Source organism: Streptomyces marianii (genome assembly GCF_005795905.1).
GTDB classification, from domain to species: domain Bacteria; phylum Actinomycetota; class Actinomycetes; order Streptomycetales; family Streptomycetaceae; genus Streptomyces; species Streptomyces marianii.
The window spans coordinates 665,226-682,801 of record NZ_VAWE01000001.1 but is presented as its reverse complement, the minus strand read 5'-3'; the positions used below and the strand labels follow the sequence as shown (position 1 = coordinate 682,801).

Annotated in this window: 15 protein-coding genes and 2 pseudogenes; 7 read left to right on the top strand and 10 right to left on the bottom strand. The window is 72.0% G+C overall.

Annotated elements, in window-relative coordinates; translation table 11 throughout:
• Positions 1-14 precede the first annotated feature (14 nt).
• Together FEF34_RS03100 and FEF34_RS03095 are read right to left on the bottom strand one after the other, a co-directional pair.
• Positions 15-2,840 (bottom strand): SpoIIE family protein phosphatase, encoded by a 2,826-nt coding sequence (locus FEF34_RS03100; protein ID WP_138051745.1) that lies wholly within the window; start codon positions 2,838-2,840, stop codon positions 15-17.
• A 29-nt stretch (positions 2,841-2,869) separates the two neighbouring features.
• Positions 2,870-3,502, bottom strand: coding sequence for a TetR/AcrR family transcriptional regulator (locus FEF34_RS03095; protein ID WP_138051744.1), 633 nt, complete (start codon positions 3,500-3,502; stop codon positions 2,870-2,872).
• Between the two features lie 90 nt (positions 3,503-3,592).
• Between FEF34_RS03095 and FEF34_RS03090 the strand changes: the two genes are divergently transcribed.
• The gene (locus tag FEF34_RS03090; protein WP_138051743.1) at positions 3,593-4,021 is read left to right on the top strand and encodes a nuclear transport factor 2 family protein; all 429 of its coding nucleotides are present in this window, start codon (positions 3,593-3,595) and stop codon (positions 4,019-4,021) included.
• On the top strand, positions 4,018-4,866 hold the full coding sequence (locus tag FEF34_RS03085; protein WP_138051742.1) for an NAD(P)H-binding protein: 849 nt from the start codon (positions 4,018-4,020) through the stop codon (positions 4,864-4,866). Before FEF34_RS03090 ends, FEF34_RS03085 begins: the two co-directional genes overlap by 4 nt.
• 176 nt (positions 4,867-5,042) lie before the next feature.
• Here the strand turns inward: FEF34_RS03085 and FEF34_RS03080 are convergent, their stop codons facing one another.
• The 3 genes from FEF34_RS03080 to FEF34_RS03070 form a co-directional block, all read right to left on the bottom strand.
• Positions 5,043-5,378, bottom strand: a complete 336-nt coding sequence (locus tag FEF34_RS03080; RefSeq protein ID WP_234043046.1) for an SCO0607 family lipoprotein — start codon at positions 5,376-5,378, stop codon at positions 5,043-5,045.
• 267 nt (positions 5,379-5,645) lie between these two features.
• A complete protein-coding gene (locus FEF34_RS03075) occupies positions 5,646-6,176 on the bottom strand; it encodes a hypothetical protein (RefSeq protein WP_138051741.1) in 531 nt (176 codons plus the stop codon).
• Positions 6,166-6,465, bottom strand: coding sequence for a hypothetical protein (locus FEF34_RS03070; protein WP_138051740.1), 300 nt, complete (start codon positions 6,463-6,465; stop codon positions 6,166-6,168). Before FEF34_RS03070 ends, FEF34_RS03075 begins: the two co-directional genes overlap by 11 nt.
• Before the next feature lie 359 nt (positions 6,466-6,824).
• Between FEF34_RS03070 and FEF34_RS03065 the strand changes: the two are divergent.
• Both FEF34_RS03065 and FEF34_RS03060 read left to right on the top strand, forming a co-directional pair.
• Positions 6,825-6,947 (top strand): annotated as a pseudogene (locus FEF34_RS03065) (WhiB family transcriptional regulator); the annotation flags it as partial.
• 180 nt (positions 6,948-7,127) lie between these two features.
• Positions 7,128-7,769 carry a class I SAM-dependent methyltransferase gene (locus FEF34_RS03060; RefSeq protein WP_138051739.1) on the top strand — a complete coding sequence of 214 codons (642 nt, stop codon included), beginning with the start codon at positions 7,128-7,130 and terminating at the stop codon, positions 7,767-7,769.
• A gap of 50 nt (positions 7,770-7,819) precedes the next feature.
• Here the strand turns inward: FEF34_RS03060 and FEF34_RS03055 are convergent, their stop codons facing one another.
• From FEF34_RS03055 to FEF34_RS03045, 3 genes are read right to left on the bottom strand one after another with little or no spacing between them, the layout of a single operon-like run.
• On the bottom strand, positions 7,820-8,344 hold the full coding sequence (locus FEF34_RS03055) for a DUF6262 family protein (RefSeq protein ID WP_234042249.1): 525 nt from the start codon (positions 8,342-8,344) through the stop codon (positions 7,820-7,822).
• A complete protein-coding gene (locus tag FEF34_RS42500; protein ID WP_234042248.1) occupies positions 8,341-10,833 on the bottom strand; it encodes a site-specific integrase in 2,493 nt (830 codons plus the stop codon). Before FEF34_RS42500 ends, FEF34_RS03055 begins: the two co-directional genes overlap by 4 nt.
• Positions 10,830-11,963: a tyrosine-type recombinase/integrase gene (locus FEF34_RS03045; protein WP_234042247.1), complete on the bottom strand. Its 1,134-nt coding sequence runs from the start codon at positions 11,961-11,963 to the stop codon at positions 10,830-10,832. The genes FEF34_RS42500 and FEF34_RS03045 overlap by 4 nt, the downstream gene beginning before the upstream one ends.
• A 164-nt stretch (positions 11,964-12,127) precedes the next feature.
• On the opposite strand from FEF34_RS03045, the pseudogene FEF34_RS42495 reads away from it, so the two are divergent.
• Positions 12,128-12,283: pseudogene (locus FEF34_RS42495) on the top strand (WhiB family transcriptional regulator); the annotation flags it as partial.
• Positions 12,284-12,412: 129 nt separating this feature from the next.
• Here FEF34_RS42495 and FEF34_RS03035 read toward each other — a convergent pair.
• Together FEF34_RS03035 and FEF34_RS03030 are read right to left on the bottom strand one after the other, a co-directional pair.
• Positions 12,413-13,111 (bottom strand): YoaK family protein, encoded by a 699-nt coding sequence (locus FEF34_RS03035; protein WP_138051736.1) that lies wholly within the window; start codon positions 13,109-13,111, stop codon positions 12,413-12,415.
• Between the two features lie 285 nt (positions 13,112-13,396).
• A complete protein-coding gene (locus tag FEF34_RS03030; RefSeq protein WP_138051735.1) occupies positions 13,397-14,398 on the bottom strand; it encodes a helix-turn-helix domain-containing protein in 1,002 nt (333 codons plus the stop codon).
• 549 nt (positions 14,399-14,947) lie between these two features.
• On the opposite strand from FEF34_RS03030, the gene FEF34_RS03025 reads away from it, so the two are divergent.
• Together FEF34_RS03025 and FEF34_RS03020 are read left to right on the top strand one after the other, a co-directional pair.
• A complete protein-coding gene (locus tag FEF34_RS03025; protein ID WP_234042246.1) occupies positions 14,948-15,298 on the top strand; it encodes a hypothetical protein in 351 nt (116 codons plus the stop codon).
• Positions 15,299-15,312: 14 nt separating this feature from the next.
• Complete coding sequence (locus FEF34_RS03020) at positions 15,313-17,574, top strand: AfsR/SARP family transcriptional regulator (protein WP_138051733.1); 2,262 nt, start codon at positions 15,313-15,315, stop codon at positions 17,572-17,574.
• Positions 17,575-17,576 lie beyond the last annotated feature (2 nt).

Below are 17,576 nucleotides of genomic sequence, written 5' to 3'. Positions count from 1 at the left end.
CGGCGGGACGCCCCTCACGGCGCCGTGCCGTCCTGCTCCCGGTCCTCCCCGGAAAGCGGCCCCTCCTCGTCGAGCAGGATCTCGGCCAGTCCCTCCATCGACGGGCCGGGGCCGCCGTGAGGCGAGAGTTCGGCCCAGATGACCTTGCCGGTCGGCGTGTAGCGGGTGCCCCAGCGTTCGGTGAACCGGGCCACCAGGAAGAGCCCGCGGCCGCCCTCGTCGGTGACCGCGGCCCGCCGCAGGCGTGGTGAGGTGCTGCTGCCGTCGGAGACCTCGCAGATCAGGACCCGGTCGCGGACGAGCCGGACGGTGACGGGTTCGGAGCCGTAGTGGATCGCGTTGGTGATGAGCTCGCTGAGTACCAGTTCGGCGGCGAAGTCGATCTGCCCGAGGCCCCATTCCCGGATCCGGCGGACGCATGCTGCGCGCACGGGGCCGACCGCCGCCGGGTCGCGGGGTACCTGCCAGTCGGCGATCCGGGTCGGGTCGAGCCGGTGGGTACGGGCCACCAGCAGCGCGATGTCGTCCCTGGGCCGGTCGGGGACCAGCGCGTCGACGACCGCGGCGCAAGTGGCCTCCGGGGACCGGCCTGGCCCGGCCAGCGCTTCGCGCAGCGCGGCCAGGCCGACGTCCAGGTCACGTTCCCGGTCCTCGATCAGCCCGTCGGTGAAGAGCACCAGCCGGGACCCCTCGGGCACCGTCAGTTCGGCGCTCTCGCCGGGCAGCCCGGCCCCGAGGCCCAGCGGCGGGGACACCGGCAGCCGGGGGAAGTCCACGGTCCCGCCCGGGTGGACCACGGCCGGTCCGGGATGGCCGGCGGTGGCGACCGCGAGTTGCCCGGAGGTGGGATCGTAGACGGCGTACAGGCAGGTCGCACCGGTGATGCCCCGCCCCTCCCCTGCGACGGCGTCCTCGTCGCTGTCGATCTGGGCCACCAGTTCGTCCACACGGCCCAGGAGTTCCTCCGGCGGGATGTCCAGGACGGAGAAGTTGTGCACGGCGGTGCGGAGTCGGCCCATGGTGGCCGCAGCGTGCAGACCGTGCCCCACGACGTCGCCGACGACCAACGCGACCCGGGCACCGGACAGTGGGATGACGTCGAACCAGTCCCCGCCCACACCTGCGCGTGCGGGCAGATAGCGGTAGGCCACGTCCAGGGCCGACTGTTCGGGTACCCGGCTGGGCAGCAGGCTGCGCTGCAGGGTGACGGCCATGGTGTGCTCGCGGGTGTAGCGGCGGGCGTTGTCGATGCACACCGCCGCCCGGGCGCCCAGTTCCTCGGCGAAGGACACGTCCTCCTCCTCGAACGGCGGGGAGCCGTCGGCCCGCCAGTAGTGGGCCGCTCCGAGCACCACTCCCCGGGCGCGCAACGGGACCACGATCAGGGAGTGGATGCCGTGCTCCAGGACCCGCCGGGCGCGGTCGGGGTCCTGTGCCTGCCAGCCCGCGGAGGTGCTCAGGTCCTCGACCAGCACCGCCCGGCCGTCGGCCGCGCCGGCGGCGGTGGGGTGGGCGGGGACGAAGCGGATCAGCCTGCCGACCGGGTAGAGGAGGTGGTCCCCCTCCAGTCCCACGACGGCGGTGCGGCGCATCTCGGTGCTCGCGCCGGAGGGCTCGTCGCCGTGCAGGACGGGGTCGAGGAGTTCGACGGTGACGATGTCGGCGAAGCGCGGAACCGCGACTTCGGCGAGTTCCTCGGCGGTGCGGGTGACGTCCAGGGTCGTGCCGATCCGCACCCCGGCGTCGTAGAGCAGCTGCAGCCGCCGGCGGGCGGTCTCGGCCCTGCCGGAGAGGGCCTGCAGCTCGGTGGTGTCCCGCAGCGTCACCACCCTGCTGGCCGGTCCCTGGGCGGCGGTGAACCGCTTGTTGACGGCGAGGAGCCGGTCACCCGCCAGGTGCACCTCGTCGGTGGCGGGGCGGCCTGACGTCAGCAGCTCGGCGAGGTCGGCGTTCAGCCCCAGCGCGCCCGCATGGCGGCGTTCCGCGTCCTCCGGAAGCTCCAGCAGGCGACGGGCCTCGTCGTTGGCCAGCAGCAGCCGGCCGTCGCCCCCGACGATCAGCACCCCTTCCCGTACGGCGTGGAGGACTGCGTCGTGATGCTCGTACATCCGGGTCATCTCGGCCGGTCCCAGGCCGTGGGTCTGTCTCTGGAGGCGACGGCTCACCAGCGCCGACCCGCCCGCGACGAGGGCGAGCGACCCGGCCGCGACCCCGAACAGGACCGGCAGCTGCTGGTTCACCCGGTCCTGCACGCTCCCCACCGTGACGACGGACGAGACGATGGCGACGACCGAGCCGCCGGTGTCCTCGACGGGGACGGCGGAGATGACGGAGAGCCCCAGCGCCCCCTGGAAGGTCCGGGTGAACGTCTTCCCCGCCGCCGCTTCCGCGTAGGGGCCGATGACGTGCTTTCCGATCTGCTTCGGGTCGCTGTGGGTGAGGGTGATCCCGTCCGGCCGGTAGACGATGATGGCGTCGACGCCGGCGGCCCTGCGTACCGCCTCTGCGCTCGGCTGCAGTGAAGCGGAGGGGTCGGGACTCTCCAACGCGTCGAGCAGTCCCGGTGACTTCGCGAAGGTCTGGGCCGCGGTGAGCGTCCGGTGCCGGGCGTCCGCCATGCTGTCACGGCGCGCCTGTACGACGAGGGCCACCAGGGCGGCGAGGACGACCAGCACCACGACCGCCAGTTGCAGGAGGAACACCTGGCCGGCGAGGCTGCGCACGGTCAGCAGGGAACGCAGACGCCCCGGCAGTCCCCGGGCGCTCCACCGGCCGGACGCATGATCACTCCCAGGCGACTTCGGCGATCTGCGCCTTTTTCGCCCCAAAATCTGATGCATGGAGCATTTCTATCGTTTCCGGACGCCGGTCAGGGGGTGATCGGGGAGCGGGCCGCTCGCCGGGGGCGTTCCGGTCGCGCGGGGCCGCCGAGGACTCGGGCGGTGAATGCCGCCAGCTGCCCCCGCAGTTCCTCTCGGGATGCGCGCTCCTCGCCGGTCAGGTGCTCGACGAGGTCGGCGCGGGTGGCGGCGAGCAGTGCGTGTGCGGTGAAGCCGGCGTCTCCCGTCGGGCCGGGGGTCTGCTGCAGCAGGTCCTCGAGCAGGGCGTGCCAGCGCTCGTAGTGGTTCGTCCGGTAGGGGCTGTCGCCGCCGGTTCCTTCCAGAGCCAGTGCGAGATGGCGGTTGTCGAGCTTGAAGCACAGGACGGCGTCGAGCACCGCCGGTACCCGCTCGACCGGCTGCGCTCCGGGCCCCAGTGGCGGCGGCCCCTCCTCGACGGCGTCCCTGATCGCCTCGAGGCGTGTCTCGCACAGCGCGTGGATCAGCCCGGTGCGATCGCCGAAAGCCCGGAAGAGCGTCGCCTTGCCCACGCCTGCGGCCGCGGCGATGTCGGCCATGGTGACGTCCTCGGGGCTCCGGCTGCGGGAGAAGAGCGTGTCGGCGGCCGCGAGGGCGGCCGCCCGGTTACGGGCCGCGTCCTTGCGTGGTCTGCGCTCGGGCATGCGGTGCCTCCAGTTGCAAAACGGACCGGCGGTCCGTATCTTTCCACTGAAGCGGACCGCTGGTCCGTATCGTAAGGGACGGAGAAGCGCATGCCCGCAGACACCCCAGCGGCGGACCTGTACCGCCACGGCCTTCGACTCCTGCTGGACAAGGACATTCCCGGCTGGGTCGACCTGTGGGCCGAGCACGGAGTCATGGAGTTCCCCTTCGCTCCCCCCGGCCGGCCGGCGCGCCTGGAGGGCAAGCAGGCCGTCGCCGCCTACATGCACGGCTATCCCGACCACATCGACCTGCACGACTTCCCCGACCTCCGGATCCACCGGACCACCGAGCCGGGGACCATCGTGGCAGAGATGCGCGGAGTGGGGCGTGTGGTCGCGACGGGCGGCCCCTTCGACATGACCTACATCGCCGTCGTGACCGTGCGGGACGGCCGATTCACCTCCTACCGCGACTACTGGAACCCCCTCGCCGTCCAGGAGCCCGGCGTGGAGTTCGCCGGGAGCGGCGCCCGGTGACCGCGACCCGCACCGTCCTCGTCACCGGCGCGACCGGTACCACCGGCAGCCGCACGGCCGCGCGCCTCGTCGCGGCCGGCCACCGGGTCAGGGCCGCGAGCCGCGGGCGCACCGCGCTCCCGGGCACCGACCCGGTCCGGTTCGACTGGTACGCGCCGGACACCTTCCGCGGGGCCCTCGCCGGAGCCGATCGCGTCTATCTCATCCCGCCGGTCGGCGACCCGGATCCGGCCGCGGTCATGCTGCCCTTCCTCCGGCAGGCGCGCGAGGCCGGCCTGCACCGCGCGGTGCTCCTCAGCTCCTCGGCCATCCCCGAGGGCGGCCCGGCCGCGGGAGCCGTACACCGGGCCCTGCCCGGTCTGTTCGACGAATGGGCGGTGCTGCGGCCCTCCTGGTTCATGCAGAACTTCACCGGCTCACACCCCCACGCCGCAGGCATCCGCGAGAACGGCACCATCCTGACGGCGGCCGGGCCCGGCCGAGTCGGATTCGTCGATGCGGACGACATCGCCGCCGTCGCCGCGCATGCCCTGACGGACGAGCCGGCGCCCGGTCCTGACCTGGTCCTGACCGGACCGGAAACGCTCAGTCACGACGACGTCGCCGCGATCGTCGCCCGCGTCACCGGCCGCCCAGTGGTCCACCGCCGGTTGACGTACGACGAGCAGCGCGACCGCCTCGCGGCCGGAATGCCGTGGGAGTTCGCCGCGTTGCTGGCCGGTATGGACCGTGCCGTCGCCGCGGGAGCGGAGGACCGGATCACCGACACCGTCCGGCGCGTCACCGGACGGCCGCCGCGCAGCTTCCGCGAAGTCGCCGAACGCGAACTGCTGCGAGGCCGCTGACCCCGCCGCCCGGACGCGTCCGTCCTCCGGCGTGTCACCGGGAGGTGCCGGGACCGGGCCCGGGGTCCGTCCTCGCACCGCATGTGCCCGAGGCGGGCGGCATCGGGCGCGGGACGGAGTTCCGGAACCGTGAACGCGGCGCGCCCGGCGCCCCGTCGAACCGCTGGCTCGGGTGGTCAGCCCGCGTCCGGGGCGTCGACGATGTCGCCGCCCTCGTCGACCGTGTGCGTACGCCAGTAGACGTCCCACTCGTCGTCGACCTGCTGCGGCACCTTGCCCTCGGGGTACCGCGTGTAGCCCTTCGAGGGCCGCTCCCCCTCGGGGACACACGCGGAACCGGTGCCGCCCACCGCGATGACGGGGTACTCGCCTTCGCTGCAGATGTCGTCCCTGATGGAGCATCCGGTGAGCGTGGCCGCCGCCACCGCGGCGGTGAGTGCGGCGGCCGCGACGACGCGCCACCCCCTGCGGCGCCCGGCGGTGCCGATGGGCCGGTTGATCCTGTGGGACACGTGCACGGCGGTCTCCTGCTCCGGTCGTTCGGTCTGCTCGTTCGGTCCGCACACCACTGTCGTCGACGCCGGTCGTCATGCCCTGAGTACGTCTACTCAGGAGTGCGGCCGCGCATACTCAGCAGGGCGTGCGGACTCGGCACCGCGGTACGCCACGGAAGGGCGTGCTGACTCGACGGGGCGGGCTCCGGCCGTACGTGACGGCCGGACGTGGTGAGCGCGCACGGGGCAGGCGACCGCGAGACGGCCCCCTGCCCGCCGGGAGTCCTATCGCGCCTCGCGCTTGGCCGCGGACACCAGGTGGTGGCGTGTCACCCGGGCGCACTCGTGCCAGAACGGCACGGCGGTCAGGTACGCCCCGAGCGCCGAGAGGATCCCGAGGGAGACCTCCACGCTCAAGCGCCCCTGCTTGGTCCAGTACACGTCCTGCAGATCGAGGAGCAGGGCGAACTCGTCGGCGATCAGGGCCGTTCCCGAGCCGTAGGCGGCGGCGACGGCCGGGTGGCCGACCGCGCGTTCGTCTCCGCGCACGGCGACGAGGCCGACGCCCGCCAGGGTCCCGATCCCGAAGTTGTAGTGGTGGAAGTGCCGGCCGGCGGCGGTGATGTCCCCCCAGGGCAGCCATCCGTCGCGGATGCCGTGCGTGATGAGCCGGACCGCGCCCCAGGTGACGCCGAAGGACAGCCACGTCACGATCAGCGATCTCTTGGTGGGCGTCAGATGCTGATCCGCCGATTCGCGCCAGCGTGCGACGAGCCCCGGTCGCGGGCGGTCCCGCCGCTGCGCGTCACCGCCCATGGGGGAGGCGCTCCGGATCCGGTGGAGCGGAGTCGGCCTGCCGCTCCGCTGCTCCGCCTCCGACGGCGGTGCGGTCGCCGGGGGCACGGGAAGCGGGCCGGAAGGCCATGGCGACGGCGTTCATGCAGTCGCGGCAGTACTCGTCGAGGCCGTTCACGGCCTCCGGTGTCCACGCCGCCGTGCCCCTGACCGGCCGGGCGCACAAGGCGTCGCCGTTGGTGTCGAGGGCGTGCCACACCAGTGTGGTGCCGCCCTCGGCCGCTATCCGCTCGGCGCACATGCTGTACATCGGGCACCTCCGCCCCGGACGCCGTTGAGGTCCGGTTCCATGAGAATCCCGGGCCGTGCGGGGTGCCACTCAAACGCCACCGAACGGGTGAGGTGGGCCGGCCTGCTGGTACGGGCCCCGTCGCGCGACACGGAACTCACCCGGGCGGAGGCGGTTTCCGCCGGCCGGGCCGGGGCTGCACGATGAGCAGGACGGATCCGCGTCGTTCAGACGGGCCGCCGATCGCGTGGCGGGACGTCGCACGGACGCCTTCGCCCCGCCCGATCCGAGGACGTACGTGCGACGGGTGTTTCAGCGGCCGATCGTCGGCCACCCGACTGGGGAAGGACGAACATCCCCGAACGGAGGAGGCGCTCCAAGTGGAGCACGAGAACTGGCGTCACGACGCGGCCTGCCGCGACGAGGACCCCGATCTGTTCTTCCCCATCGGCACCACCGGACCGGCCCTGCTGCAGGTGGCCGAGGCCAAGGCCGTCTGCCGCCTTCTCTGGGGGTAACCGTGTGGCGCGAGGCGAGTGGGGACCACTTTGTGCAGCTCAGCGCCGGTGCGAGCGACACTATCGTGTGCAACACATGTGGCGCCACTGTCGCTTCGAGCAGTCGCCAGTGGGCCTGTCCGATAGCCAGCCGTCAGCGTCAGGAAGGCTCTAGGGTCCTCGCTTGTGACTGAACTTTCCTCGTATCACGGTGCGACAGCTGATGCCTACGATGCCGTCGCCGTTCTCTATGCCGAATTGCCACGCGACGACCTCAACACTCTTCCGCTGGATCGCGCGGTGCTCGCCGCGTTCGCCGAAGCTGTGCGGGCCGCCGGCTCCGGGCCCGTCGCCGAGCTGGGATGCGGCCCTGGACCTGTCACCGCACACCTGCGGGATCTGGGGCTGGACGTCTTCGGCGTCGACTTGTCGCCGGTGATGATCGATCTCGCGCGGGAGACATACCCGGACCTGCGGTTCGAGGTCGGTTCCATGGATGCCCTCGACCTGGCCGATGGCCAGTTGCAAGGCATCGTGTCCTGGTACTCGATCATTCACGCCCCACCGAAGGACGTGCAGGCGTACTTCGCCGAGTTCCATCGGGTACTCGTGCCCGACGGAACTCTTCTGCTCGCCTTCTTCGAGTCGGAAGGTGAGCCGACCACGGCGTTCGACCACAAGGTGACGACAGCCTACCGATGGCCGATCGACGACCTTGCAGGGCTGGCCGGTGCGGCCGGCTTCACCGAGGTCGGCCGGATGCTGCGTGAGCCATGCGAGGGAGAACGGTTTCGCCGGGGGCATCTGCTGATGCGTGCAGGGAAGTGATTCAGGTTGTCGCGTGCCGCCTTCGACGGCACGCGACAACCTGGACCGCCTCAGCCGCGTTGGTTCAGCGCTCTCGTCAGGTCCCGGTTGGCCGCCCGCGCGGCATCGAGATCGGATCGGGCCTCCTCCAACGCGGAGGCCAGTTCGACGTTGCGCTGCTCCAGTCTCGTGATCTTCCGCTGGAGCTCGTCGATGTCCGCTGGAGCCCCGAGCCCTGACTCCTGCCATGCCTGAGTCCCCAGCACCTGCGACAACCGCTTCTCCAACTGCTGGACGCGGGCGGCAAGTCGGGTGTTGCGAGCCTGAGCGTTCGCGAGATCGGCTTGGAGCGAGGCCCGGCTCACTGGTGAAGTGCCTGCCGGGTCTTGAGCCGCAGGTTCGAGCTCGGCCGCGTGCACGACCTCCAGCAAGTCGCGGTGACGATAGAGGAAGCTGCGATCGACTCCGGCTTGCCGGGCGATGGCCGAGACGCTGATGGGCGTGCCGTTCCTCGCGGCGTTCTTCACCGCGGTGGCAACCCGCTGGCGGCGCCGCTCGGTGTCGGCCTGCCGGCCGTCGCGCATAGCAGGGATCACGGAAGCCTCCAGGGCCTGACGTCGGGAAGTGGCTGGCCGACGCGGGGCATGCCCAGCATCACTGAGCGGCCGCGGCGGACCACGGCGACGGCTTCTTCGATCTGGGCACGTTCTTCGTCCGAGAGGTCGTCCAAGTCCGCCTTGACCCGGTTGATCAGACGGCGGACCCGGCTGATCTCCTCCTCGGAGGGCATCGCTTCGCTGCGGGCCCAGTCGTCGGCTTCGAAGGCCGACATCAGCCGCTCCCGGCTGCGGAGGAGATCAGAGAGGTATCGCTCCAGGTCAGGCAGGTAGGAGACGTCAGTGCGGAAGTGGTCGCAGCCGATGCAGCGGAAGCGGAGCGGGCAGCTCTGGCCGCCGGCCGCGACGTTGTGGGGTTCCAGGCAGATGCCGTAGGCCGTGGCGACTTCGCCGATGGCCCGCCGTACGTGCTCGGAGTCCAGAAGTCCTTGGGCTTTGCGCCAGACGCGGGTGCCGCGGCGGTCGAACTGCAACGCGGTGACCCGGTCGACCGCCTCACGGCGTCGCTCCTGGCTGACCCGATAATAGCCCTGAGTTGTGGAGAGTTCACGATGGTCCATCAAATCCATGAGCACGTCGGGGTCGACGTTGGCGTCCGCGTGGCGCTGAGCGAAGGAGTGCCGGTAGGCGTAGGGAAAGATCTTGGACTTGTCGAACGGCAGCAGCTTCGTCACCAGCTGCCCGTCGACCTCGACGACGACCGGAATCATGATGTCGGGAAGCGCGTTGACCCAGGCCCGGTGGGCGTCACCGATCGAACCGATCGGCTTCGTTCCCGCGGGGTTGGCCACCGGGCTCGGCAGCAGCTTGAGCTTGTCGGCCGGGGTGCCAGGGAAGCGCTCACGGACCCGCTCCTGCTGCGCAGTGATCACGGCGGCGGTCGCCTTCGCGATCGGCAGACGACGGCCCAGCCGGTAGTTCTTGGAGTTGTCATAGATCAGGACCAAGGTCCCGTCCGGGTCCTTGCCCAGGCACTCCAGCGCCAGCGTGCTGATCTCGTCCGGCCGCCGGCCGGTGTCGACAAGGAGCTCGGCCGCGACGCGGTACTCGCGGTTGCTCATCTTCTCCAGCAGATCGAAGTTGTCACAGAGCTCCCGCATCACCTCGTCCGGCAGGTCCCGTCCGGCCTCGGTGTCCTCGGGCTCGTCGGGGATGTCCTCCATGGACAGGGAGAAGTCCGCCGGCAGGCCCTCCAGCATCTGGCCGGGGCCGGTGAGACCCAGGACACGGATCCGGTTCACGATTCTGCGGACGTATCGGATCACATTGACCCGGTGGTGAGCCCCGAAGACGCCGGTCTCGGTGAGGAACGCGACGCGGTTGCAGAAGCTGACCATGTCCGTGCGGCCCAGAAGCCGAAGTGCATGCCCCGCGTCGTCCCGCTGCAGCCGCAGGCTGTCCGAGAGCTGCTCCATGCCGCGGATCATGTTCTGCATGGAACTGGCGACATGCCGCCCGCGACGCCGAGGGAGTTCGTCATAGGCCCAGACCTTGACCGCCTCCCGCAGGGGACGCTGGTGGATCCGGCTGAACGTGAGCGTGCCGTGGTGCCCGAAGACGAACAGGTCCCAGACGTCCTTGAGCCGCTCGGTCTCCGCAGTCGCCCCCAGCCTGCGCAGCGCGGTCTGTGCACCACGGATGATCATCCGAAGGTCATCGACCATCCCCGCGCGGATCAGGTCGTCCTCTCCCAGCGTCTCCAGGCTCGGGACCTGGAACAGACGCAGTTGATCGCTGATGTGCCGCATCCGGTGATCCTTGGTCTTCGCCTCCCGGGCGGTGCGGACCTGAAGGCAGTAGAGGAGCTCGGCGACCAGCCGGTCAGGCAGCCCGCGCAGGCTGACTTCGCGGTTGACCGGCACCGACGACGACGTCAGGCGCCACCGTTCCTCGTCGCCGTCGAAGGTCCCCGACCGCCGTTCGCGGTTGAGGCGGCCTCGGTGGACCTCGCAGTAGCGGGTCCGCTCTGAGCCGCGCAGCCGGTAGCAGGCGGCGACCTGGCAGGGCCCGAACCCGGGCAGCCCCTGCTGCGGGGAGTTGCGCAGGAAGTCTTCTACGGTCAGCTCGGACGAGCTGTGCCAGCGCGCCTGGTGAGCGGTGCAAAGACCATGCGTGACCAGCCGGGGCGGCCGCTGACAGCCCGGGACACGACAGAGGATCTGCCCGTCGGAACGGTGATAGGCACTCTCCCTCGGGACCGCGGCGAAGTCCTCGAAGGACAGGCCGGAGCGCCGCCAGCGGCCGATGCAGCCGACACAGACCGGTTCGCCAAGCGGGGTGCCCTTCGTGCAGCCGGGGATTTCGCAGTCCGGCATGCCCAGCACCGGATGGACCTTGGGGTAGCGCACGACACGCGACTCCCAGTCCCAGCTCACCAGGCTCAGGAACTCGGCGTCCAAGGCGTCGATGATGACCTGGGTCCGCAGGTCCTGCAGCTCATGGGCCAGCGGCAGAGGTGTCCCGATCACTTCTCCCCCGTCCCGTGCAGGGACCGCGGGGAGGGAACGCGCTCGATCGCCTCGCGCAATCGGGCCCGGTCGGGGATCAGGTAGGGCCTGGGCGACTCCGGGTGGGTCTGGCCGAGCAGGGCCTGCACTTCGTCCACCGACCCGCCGGCGTCCGCAACGTTGCTGCCAAAGGCCCGGCGGGCCATGTGGGGACCGACCTTCCGCGACAGCCCGGCCCGCTGGCTCAGCCGCTCGAACAACTCGCCCAGCGCGTCCGGCGGCATCGGCGCCCCCAGCGGCTCACGGAACAGGTTCACCAGGAGGAAGTCGCTGCCGCCCGCCCCGAGTATTTCGTGTCGCTCGTCGATGTACTGGTCGAAAGCCTGGACCACCAGGAAGTCCAACGGCTGTGTCCAGGCCTGCTTCGACTTCGACCACGCCCGGTTGCTGTTCTCCCGTCGCCGGACGTGGAGGTGAGCGCCGCTGTAGTCGCAGCCCAGCGCCCGCGAATCGGGAAGCAGGTGACAGTCACTGCGGTGCAGACCGGCCGCCTGGCCGCGGCGCAGCCCGACCCGGCCGAGCAGCAGCACGATCAGCCGGTCACGGGCATTGCGGCACTCCAGGAACATCGCCACCAGCTCTTCGTCGGTGGCCCGGTCCACCTCGGCTTCCGGCTCCTGGCTCCGGTGGACAGCTCGCAGCCGGTAGGTCAGGCCGGAATCCTCGCCCTGGGCCTCCACCGGCAGGTCCCGGCTGTCCGCCAGCTCGTAGATCTGCCCGAGCACCGACCTCGGTGCCTCACCGACCGACACCGCGTAGGACAGCAGCCCCCGCACCGCCGCCAGGACGCCGTTGACCCTCCGCTCTTTGCGAGCCGGGTCGGCGCCCGGCCCCAGCACCACCGGCGCCGGATCGTCATCCAGCGAGGACGGCGTGTACTTCAGCCAGACCATGAACAGGCCCAGGTCCCGCGCAGCGACGGACCATTCGCGCCCGGTTGACCGGCACCACCGCAGGTACAGCGCTATGCCGCCGGCGTACGCCTTCGTCGTCAACTCGGAACGGCTTCGGCCGAACCGCAAGAACCTCAGCCACTGATCAGCGATGAACACGACCTCGTAGCCGTCATCGACGACCGTCCAATACCGCACGCCAGAGGGCAATCTGACAGGAAAGGCACGCAATGCAACTCCATGATCCGACGGTTGATGCAACAACCCGCCACAGAGCCGCACCCCCAGAGAACGATCTTCAGAAGATCAACATAGCTCTCCGGTGCAACGTCTCACCACACAGGATCAGCCCCCAGAGAAGCCGCCGCTGCCCGGTGATCGAGCAGTGCCTGCAGTGGGCGCTGGAAAGCGGCCAGGAGTCGGGCGTCTGGGGCGGCCTGAGCGAGGACGAGCGCCGCGCGCTCAAGCGCCGGACCGCGCGTCAGCGCCAGCGGGCGCAGCACGGCTCCGCCTCGTGATCGGCCGCACCGTCCCGTCCCGTCCCGTCCCGTCCCGTCCCGTACCGTCCCGTACCGTCCCGTACCGTCCCGGGACGGTGCGGCGCACCGGACCGCCCGCTGCCTTCTCGAACACGGCCTCGTGCCGCGTCAGCCGGGGTCCGCCCGGCCCGGCGCGCCCGGCCCGCCGCCCGACAGGGTCAGTGCGGCAGCCACCAGGACGACCGGCAGCAGTGGTGCCGCCGTCCTCGCGGTGCCGACGACGAGGGCGCCGAGCGCGGCCCCGGCCGGGATCGCCGCGAGCAGGGCGGCCCTGTCCCAGTCCGGTCGGCGGCGCGCCAGGAGATCGGCCAGCACGGTGGTGAGGAGCCCGGTCATGTACGTGGTGGAGACTTCCGGCGGCGCGGCGGCCCGGATCGTCGCGCTCTGACATCCCATCGCCAGGGCGGCGGTACCCAGGAGGACGGTGCGCAGGTGTGCGGCAGGACTGCCGTCCGACACGAGCCAGCCCGCCAGGACCCCGCACAGCAGCAGCAACTCGCTGCCGAGCAGCGTGCGTACGCCCGGCCGGTTCCGGCGTTCACAACGCTCGCCGTACCGGGCGCCGAGCAGGACCCCGGCGATGTATCCGGCGAGCGCCACGACGGAGTTCCGCGCCAGGTCGGGGTCGGAGCCACCGACCGCGATCCCGACCAGGGCGAGATTGGCCGTCATCACACTGACGAAGACCCCGCCGAGGGCCAGGAAGCCGATCGCGTTCAGGGCCCCGGTCAGCAGGGTCAGCGTCAGGAACAGAGCCCGGGGCCGCGGACTTTCCGGCTTCGCGGGCGACGATGCGGGTGTCTCCATCCGGGCACCTCCCTGGGGCGTGCATGTGCGGTGCGGGCGAAGGGGTTCGGCTGAAAGCGCGTCCCGGTGCGGCTCACCTCGACGGCCAGCGTAAGGCTGTCCCGTATGCCCGGCGGGTCCAGGGACGGGTCCCGGCGCGGCGCCCTCCAAGGGCGGCGACGCGGGGCGCCAGGTCTGAAGGACGCGCTGGTGTGACGTGATCGCCTTCCGTGGGGGCGGGCATCACGGCACCGCCCGATCTGGTGCGGCAGGGCCAGCCGGCCGCACCACCGCCGTCCGCTCCGCTCAGATCCAGTCGCGGCGCGCGGCCTGCCAGCCGAGCTGCATCCGGGTCGCCACCCCGGCGATGTGCATCAGGTGCTGGATGCGGCGCTGCACGGTGCGTCTGCTGATGCCCAGCTGTCCGGCGATCGACTCGTCGGTGATGCCGGCGACCATCAGGGACAGCAGATGCCGGTCGTCGGCCGTCAGCGCGTCGGCGTCGGCCTCCAGGCCCGGACCGCCGATCTGCCCCTGCGCGGTCACCCGCAGCGGGGCCCCGATCTCCCAGTAACGTTCGAACAGTGCGACGAGGGCCTCCACCAGGCTGCTGCCGCGGACGACGGCCGCCGTCTCCTCGCGCGGGTCGCCCGCCGGACCGGCCGGTGCCAGCGGGCAGATCGCCACACACCGGTCGGCGATCGCCATCCGCAGGGGCAACGCCGGTACGGCGCGCGCCGCTTCGCCCGCCCGTACCGCCCTGACTACGTTGTCAACGGACCCGGAGCCGTCGAAGAACGCCTGCTCGTACAGGACCCGGTAGCCGACGCCCCGCCCCAGGGCGTCGAACTCGGCCCGGTTCGTGCCGGACGGCAGGGCCACGTACCGGGCCCTGCAGAACCACAGCAGCTCCTCGCGGGCGCTGTCCTGGACCTGCTGCAGCCGCCGGCGCAGCCCCCCGGCCCCGGTGACGGGCTCGACCACGTCGCTCGCGTCGCGGATCCAGGCGTTGCGCCGGTAGGCCTCCATGAGTTCGGACGCCGCGGTACGCGCCTTGTCCAGGTCGTCGGCACGGCGCTCGATCCTGGGGCGCAGGGCCAGGTCGGGCGGGTTGGCGGCGAACCGCCCCGGAACTCCCTCCACCCCGTGGGCCAGGCCCTTGTGCTCCAGCGCGACGAGCAGGCGCCCGGCGGTCCCGGCGTCGAGGCCCGTCGTCGTGGACACCTCGTCGGCCGACGCCGCGGCGGCGCCGACGAGCGCGCGGTACACGTCGGTCTCCGCGGCCGACAGTCCCACCGCCTCCAGCATGTTGTTCCTCCCCAGCCCTTGCCGGTCCTGCCGGCATCTGCCACTGCCCCCGCACACTTCGACACCGCGGATCGGCGTCCACCCCGCTCGCACCGTCCCACCGCCGGATCCGTCTGCACGGAAGGCGGCGCGGACACCGTGCCGGGTCGAGGATGGCACGGCCGCGATCGTTCCGGATCAGGAGGCCCGCTCCGCGGGCGGGATGGGGAAGTTGTTGCGCAAGACGTTCTCCGGGGCGTACGCCGCCCTGACGTCCCGCAGCCGCCGGAGCGTGGCCGGCGGGAAGTCCTGCCCAGGACGTGGGGCCCGGTGCGGGTGGCATGTGGCCCTCCGGTCCGCCCACCTTTCGGTGAACGCGCCGCACCGGCAGCGGATTTGGCCGGGCCATACCACAACTACGCGCGTCCTGCTGGGTTGACACAAAGCTGTCGTGGCTCCTGCATCAAGCTGACAGGCTTCCGGCGGTTGTAAGTGCCCCCGCCCTGGCAAGGTCGCACGTGGCGAACATCCCCCACCCGTACGCCACAACAGGGAGCACACGTGTACCTGATGCCACTTGTGAAGAGACCGCTCCGGGCCACGCGGACCGGCCTCGTCGCCGGACTCGCGGCCGTCACGCTCGTCACGACCGCCGGTGCCGCCGCAGCCGCCCCGGTCCCCGCCGCCGCGTCGGGCGTCCCCGTCACGACCACGACCGCTTCCACCGGTCTCACCGCTTCCACCGGTCTCACCGTCGCCGTCCGGAGCGGGACCGGGCTCGCACATCTGTCGGAAGATCCCATTCCGGCGGAACGGCAGGCGGCCTGCATCCTCTGCAGCCACCTCGAGCACGCGGCCCGCCACGGTGCCGTCCCGGAGGAAGCCCTCGCCTTCTGCAAGCACGTCAACGGCTGGGACTAGGCGGGCGTGCCGCGATGCGGTTTCAGCTGCTCGGACCGCTGAGCATCACCGACGGTTCCGACACCGTCGTCCTCCCGCCTTCCAAACCGACCATCCTCCTCGCCTCCCTGCTCCTGCACGCCAACACCGTCGTCTCGGTCGAGTACCTCCAGCGCACCATGTGGGGCGAGGAGCAGCCCGCGACGGCCAGAGCGGCACTGCAGACGTGTGTGCTGCGGCTGCGCCGGCTGTTCGTGAAGCACGGTGTCACCGGTGCTCCGATCGAGGCCGTACCCGGCGGGTACCGCATCGGTGCGGGGCCGGAATCCCTCGACCTGATCGGCTTCCGGGAGCGGGTGGGTCTGGCTGCCGCGTACGCCCACGACCCGGGGAGTGAACTGCACACCCTGGAGGACGCGCTGTCGCTGTGGCAGGGGCCGCTGCTCGCGAACGTGCGCTCGGACGTGCTGCGTCGGGACGAGGTTCCGAGGCTCGCGGAGGAGCGGCTGCGGACCGTCGAGAGGGTCTGCGAACTGCAACTCTCCCTGGGCCGCTGCGGTGAGGCACTGGTCGCCCTGTGGGGTGCCACACGTGCCCATCCGGGCCACGAGCGCTTCCGCGAGCAGCTGATCGAGGCGCTGTACCGGAGCGGCAGGCAGACGGAGGCGCTGGCGGAGTACCGGAGGGTGAAGGCGTACCTCCGGTCCGAACTGGGCGTCGACCCGTCACCGGCGCTGCGGGGACTGGAACTGGCCATCCTGCGCGGTGACGACCTCGGGCGCGCCGTTCCCGCTCTCGCGGCGGGGGCCCCGTTGCGGCCCCCGCTCCCGGTCGCGGCCGGGCGGCAGGCCGCGCCACCCTCTCCGTCCGCGGCGGTCCCGCCCCTGCCGGCGGAACCGGGCCGGGGCGCGGTGCCCGGCGCCGCTCCTGTGCCGGACACCGCGGACGCTCCGGGAGCCGCCTCGCGGCGTCCTGCCCCGGTGATGCCGCGCCCCGACGCCGTCCCTCCGACGGGACGGCCCGGCGACGCTCCGGGCGACGACGGCGGGTCGGGACCGTCGGCAACCGCGCGGGCGCTTACCGCGGCTGACCCCTACGGACCCGCAGCCGGCCGCCCCGTGCCCGGTGACGCCGGCGGCGGGACGCCCGCCGCCGGGTCGGCGGCTCCGGCGTCCGTGCCGGCGGGGACGCCCGCGCACGGCGGGACGTCCGTGCCCCCGGGTACGTCGGCCCCGAGGCGTCCGGTGCCGGGCGACGGGGACGCCCGGCCGCTTCCACCACCGTCCTCCCGGATTGCGTCCCCCGCCCATGCGCTGCGCGGTGACGACGCGCCGGCCGTTGTGCCCGTACCACCCGTTCCGGTGTTCACGGGCCGGGCCTCCGAGACCGTGGCCCTCAGCGGTCGCCTCGCGGGGCGGGAGGGACACGAGGCGGCGACGGTCGTGGTGTCCGGGGCGCCCGGGATCGGGAAGACCGCGCTCGCCCGGCGGGTGGCCCACCTCGCGGAGAGCCGGTTTCCCGGCGGTGGGTACCTCGTCCGGATGGTCCGTCCCGACGGCGTGCCGCTCACCGCACGCGAGGTGACGGCCGAGGTCACGGCCGCGGTGGGAGAGCCGCACGCCCGTGGCCGGATCCTGCTCGTCCTCGACGACGTGCTCGACGGAGACCAGGTGCTGCCCCTGCTGCACGCGCGCCCCGACGCCGCCGCCCTCGTCACCAGCAGACGGGGACTCGCCGGACTGATCGCCGCGCACGGCGGCTGGGTCCAGCGCCTCGGCCCGCTCGCGGAGGACGAGTCGTACGAGCTGCTGAGGACCGTACTCGGCGGCGAACGGGTGGGCGCGGAACCCGATGCCGCCCGCGCCCTGGCCGACGCCTGCTGCCACCATCCGCTCGCCCTCAGGATCGTCACGGCACGTCTCCTCACCCGCCCGGCACTGGGGCTCGCCGACTGCGCGGAGTGGCTGTCCGGAGATCCGCTGGCCCGGCTCTCCCTGCCCGGCTCGCCGCACATGTCCCTCCGTCAGGTGCTCGGCGCGGCGCTCGGCCGACTCGACGCGGGAGCCGCCCGCGCCTTCCTGCGCATCGGCGCGCACACGACCGGCGGACTCCACGCCCGCGACGGCGCCGCCCTGCTCGGTCTGCCCCTGCGCGAGACCGAGGACCTTCTCGAACGGCTGGCGGACGCCGGACTGCTCGAGGAGGGGCCGCCCGGCCCGTACCGCATGCACGACCTCCTGCGCCTCTACGCGCGCGGCGACGACTCGCCGTCCGTCCGTCCCCCACAGAAGGTGTGACG

What these genes read in the sequence shown, in the direction of transcription:
- FEF34_RS03100 (WP_138051745.1), bottom strand. Translation starts at nt 2,840, where the DNA reads ATGCATCAGATTTTGGGGCGAAAAAGGCGCAGATCGCCGAAGTCGCCT.
- FEF34_RS03095 (WP_138051744.1), bottom strand. Translation starts at nt 3,502, where the DNA reads ATGCCCGAGCGCAGACCACGCAAGGACGCGGCCCGTAACCGGGCGGCC.
- FEF34_RS03090 (WP_138051743.1), top strand. Translation starts at nt 3,593, where the DNA reads ATGCCCGCAGACACCCCAGCGGCGGACCTGTACCGCCACGGCCTTCGA.
- FEF34_RS03075 (WP_138051741.1), bottom strand. Translation starts at nt 6,176, where the DNA reads ATGGGCGGTGACGCGCAGCGGCGGGACCGCCCGCGACCGGGGCTCGTC.
- FEF34_RS03070 (WP_138051740.1), bottom strand. Translation starts at nt 6,465, where the DNA reads ATGTACAGCATGTGCGCCGAGCGGATAGCGGCCGAGGGCGGCACCACA.
- FEF34_RS03035 (WP_138051736.1), bottom strand. Translation starts at nt 13,111, where the DNA reads ATGGAGACACCCGCATCGTCGCCCGCGAAGCCGGAAAGTCCGCGGCCC.
- FEF34_RS03030 (WP_138051735.1), bottom strand. Translation starts at nt 14,398, where the DNA reads ATGCTGGAGGCGGTGGGACTGTCGGCCGCGGAGACCGACGTGTACCGC.
- FEF34_RS03025 (WP_234042246.1), top strand. Translation starts at nt 14,948, where the DNA reads ATGCCACTTGTGAAGAGACCGCTCCGGGCCACGCGGACCGGCCTCGTC.
- FEF34_RS03020 (WP_138051733.1), top strand. Translation starts at nt 15,313, where the DNA reads ATGCGGTTTCAGCTGCTCGGACCGCTGAGCATCACCGACGGTTCCGAC.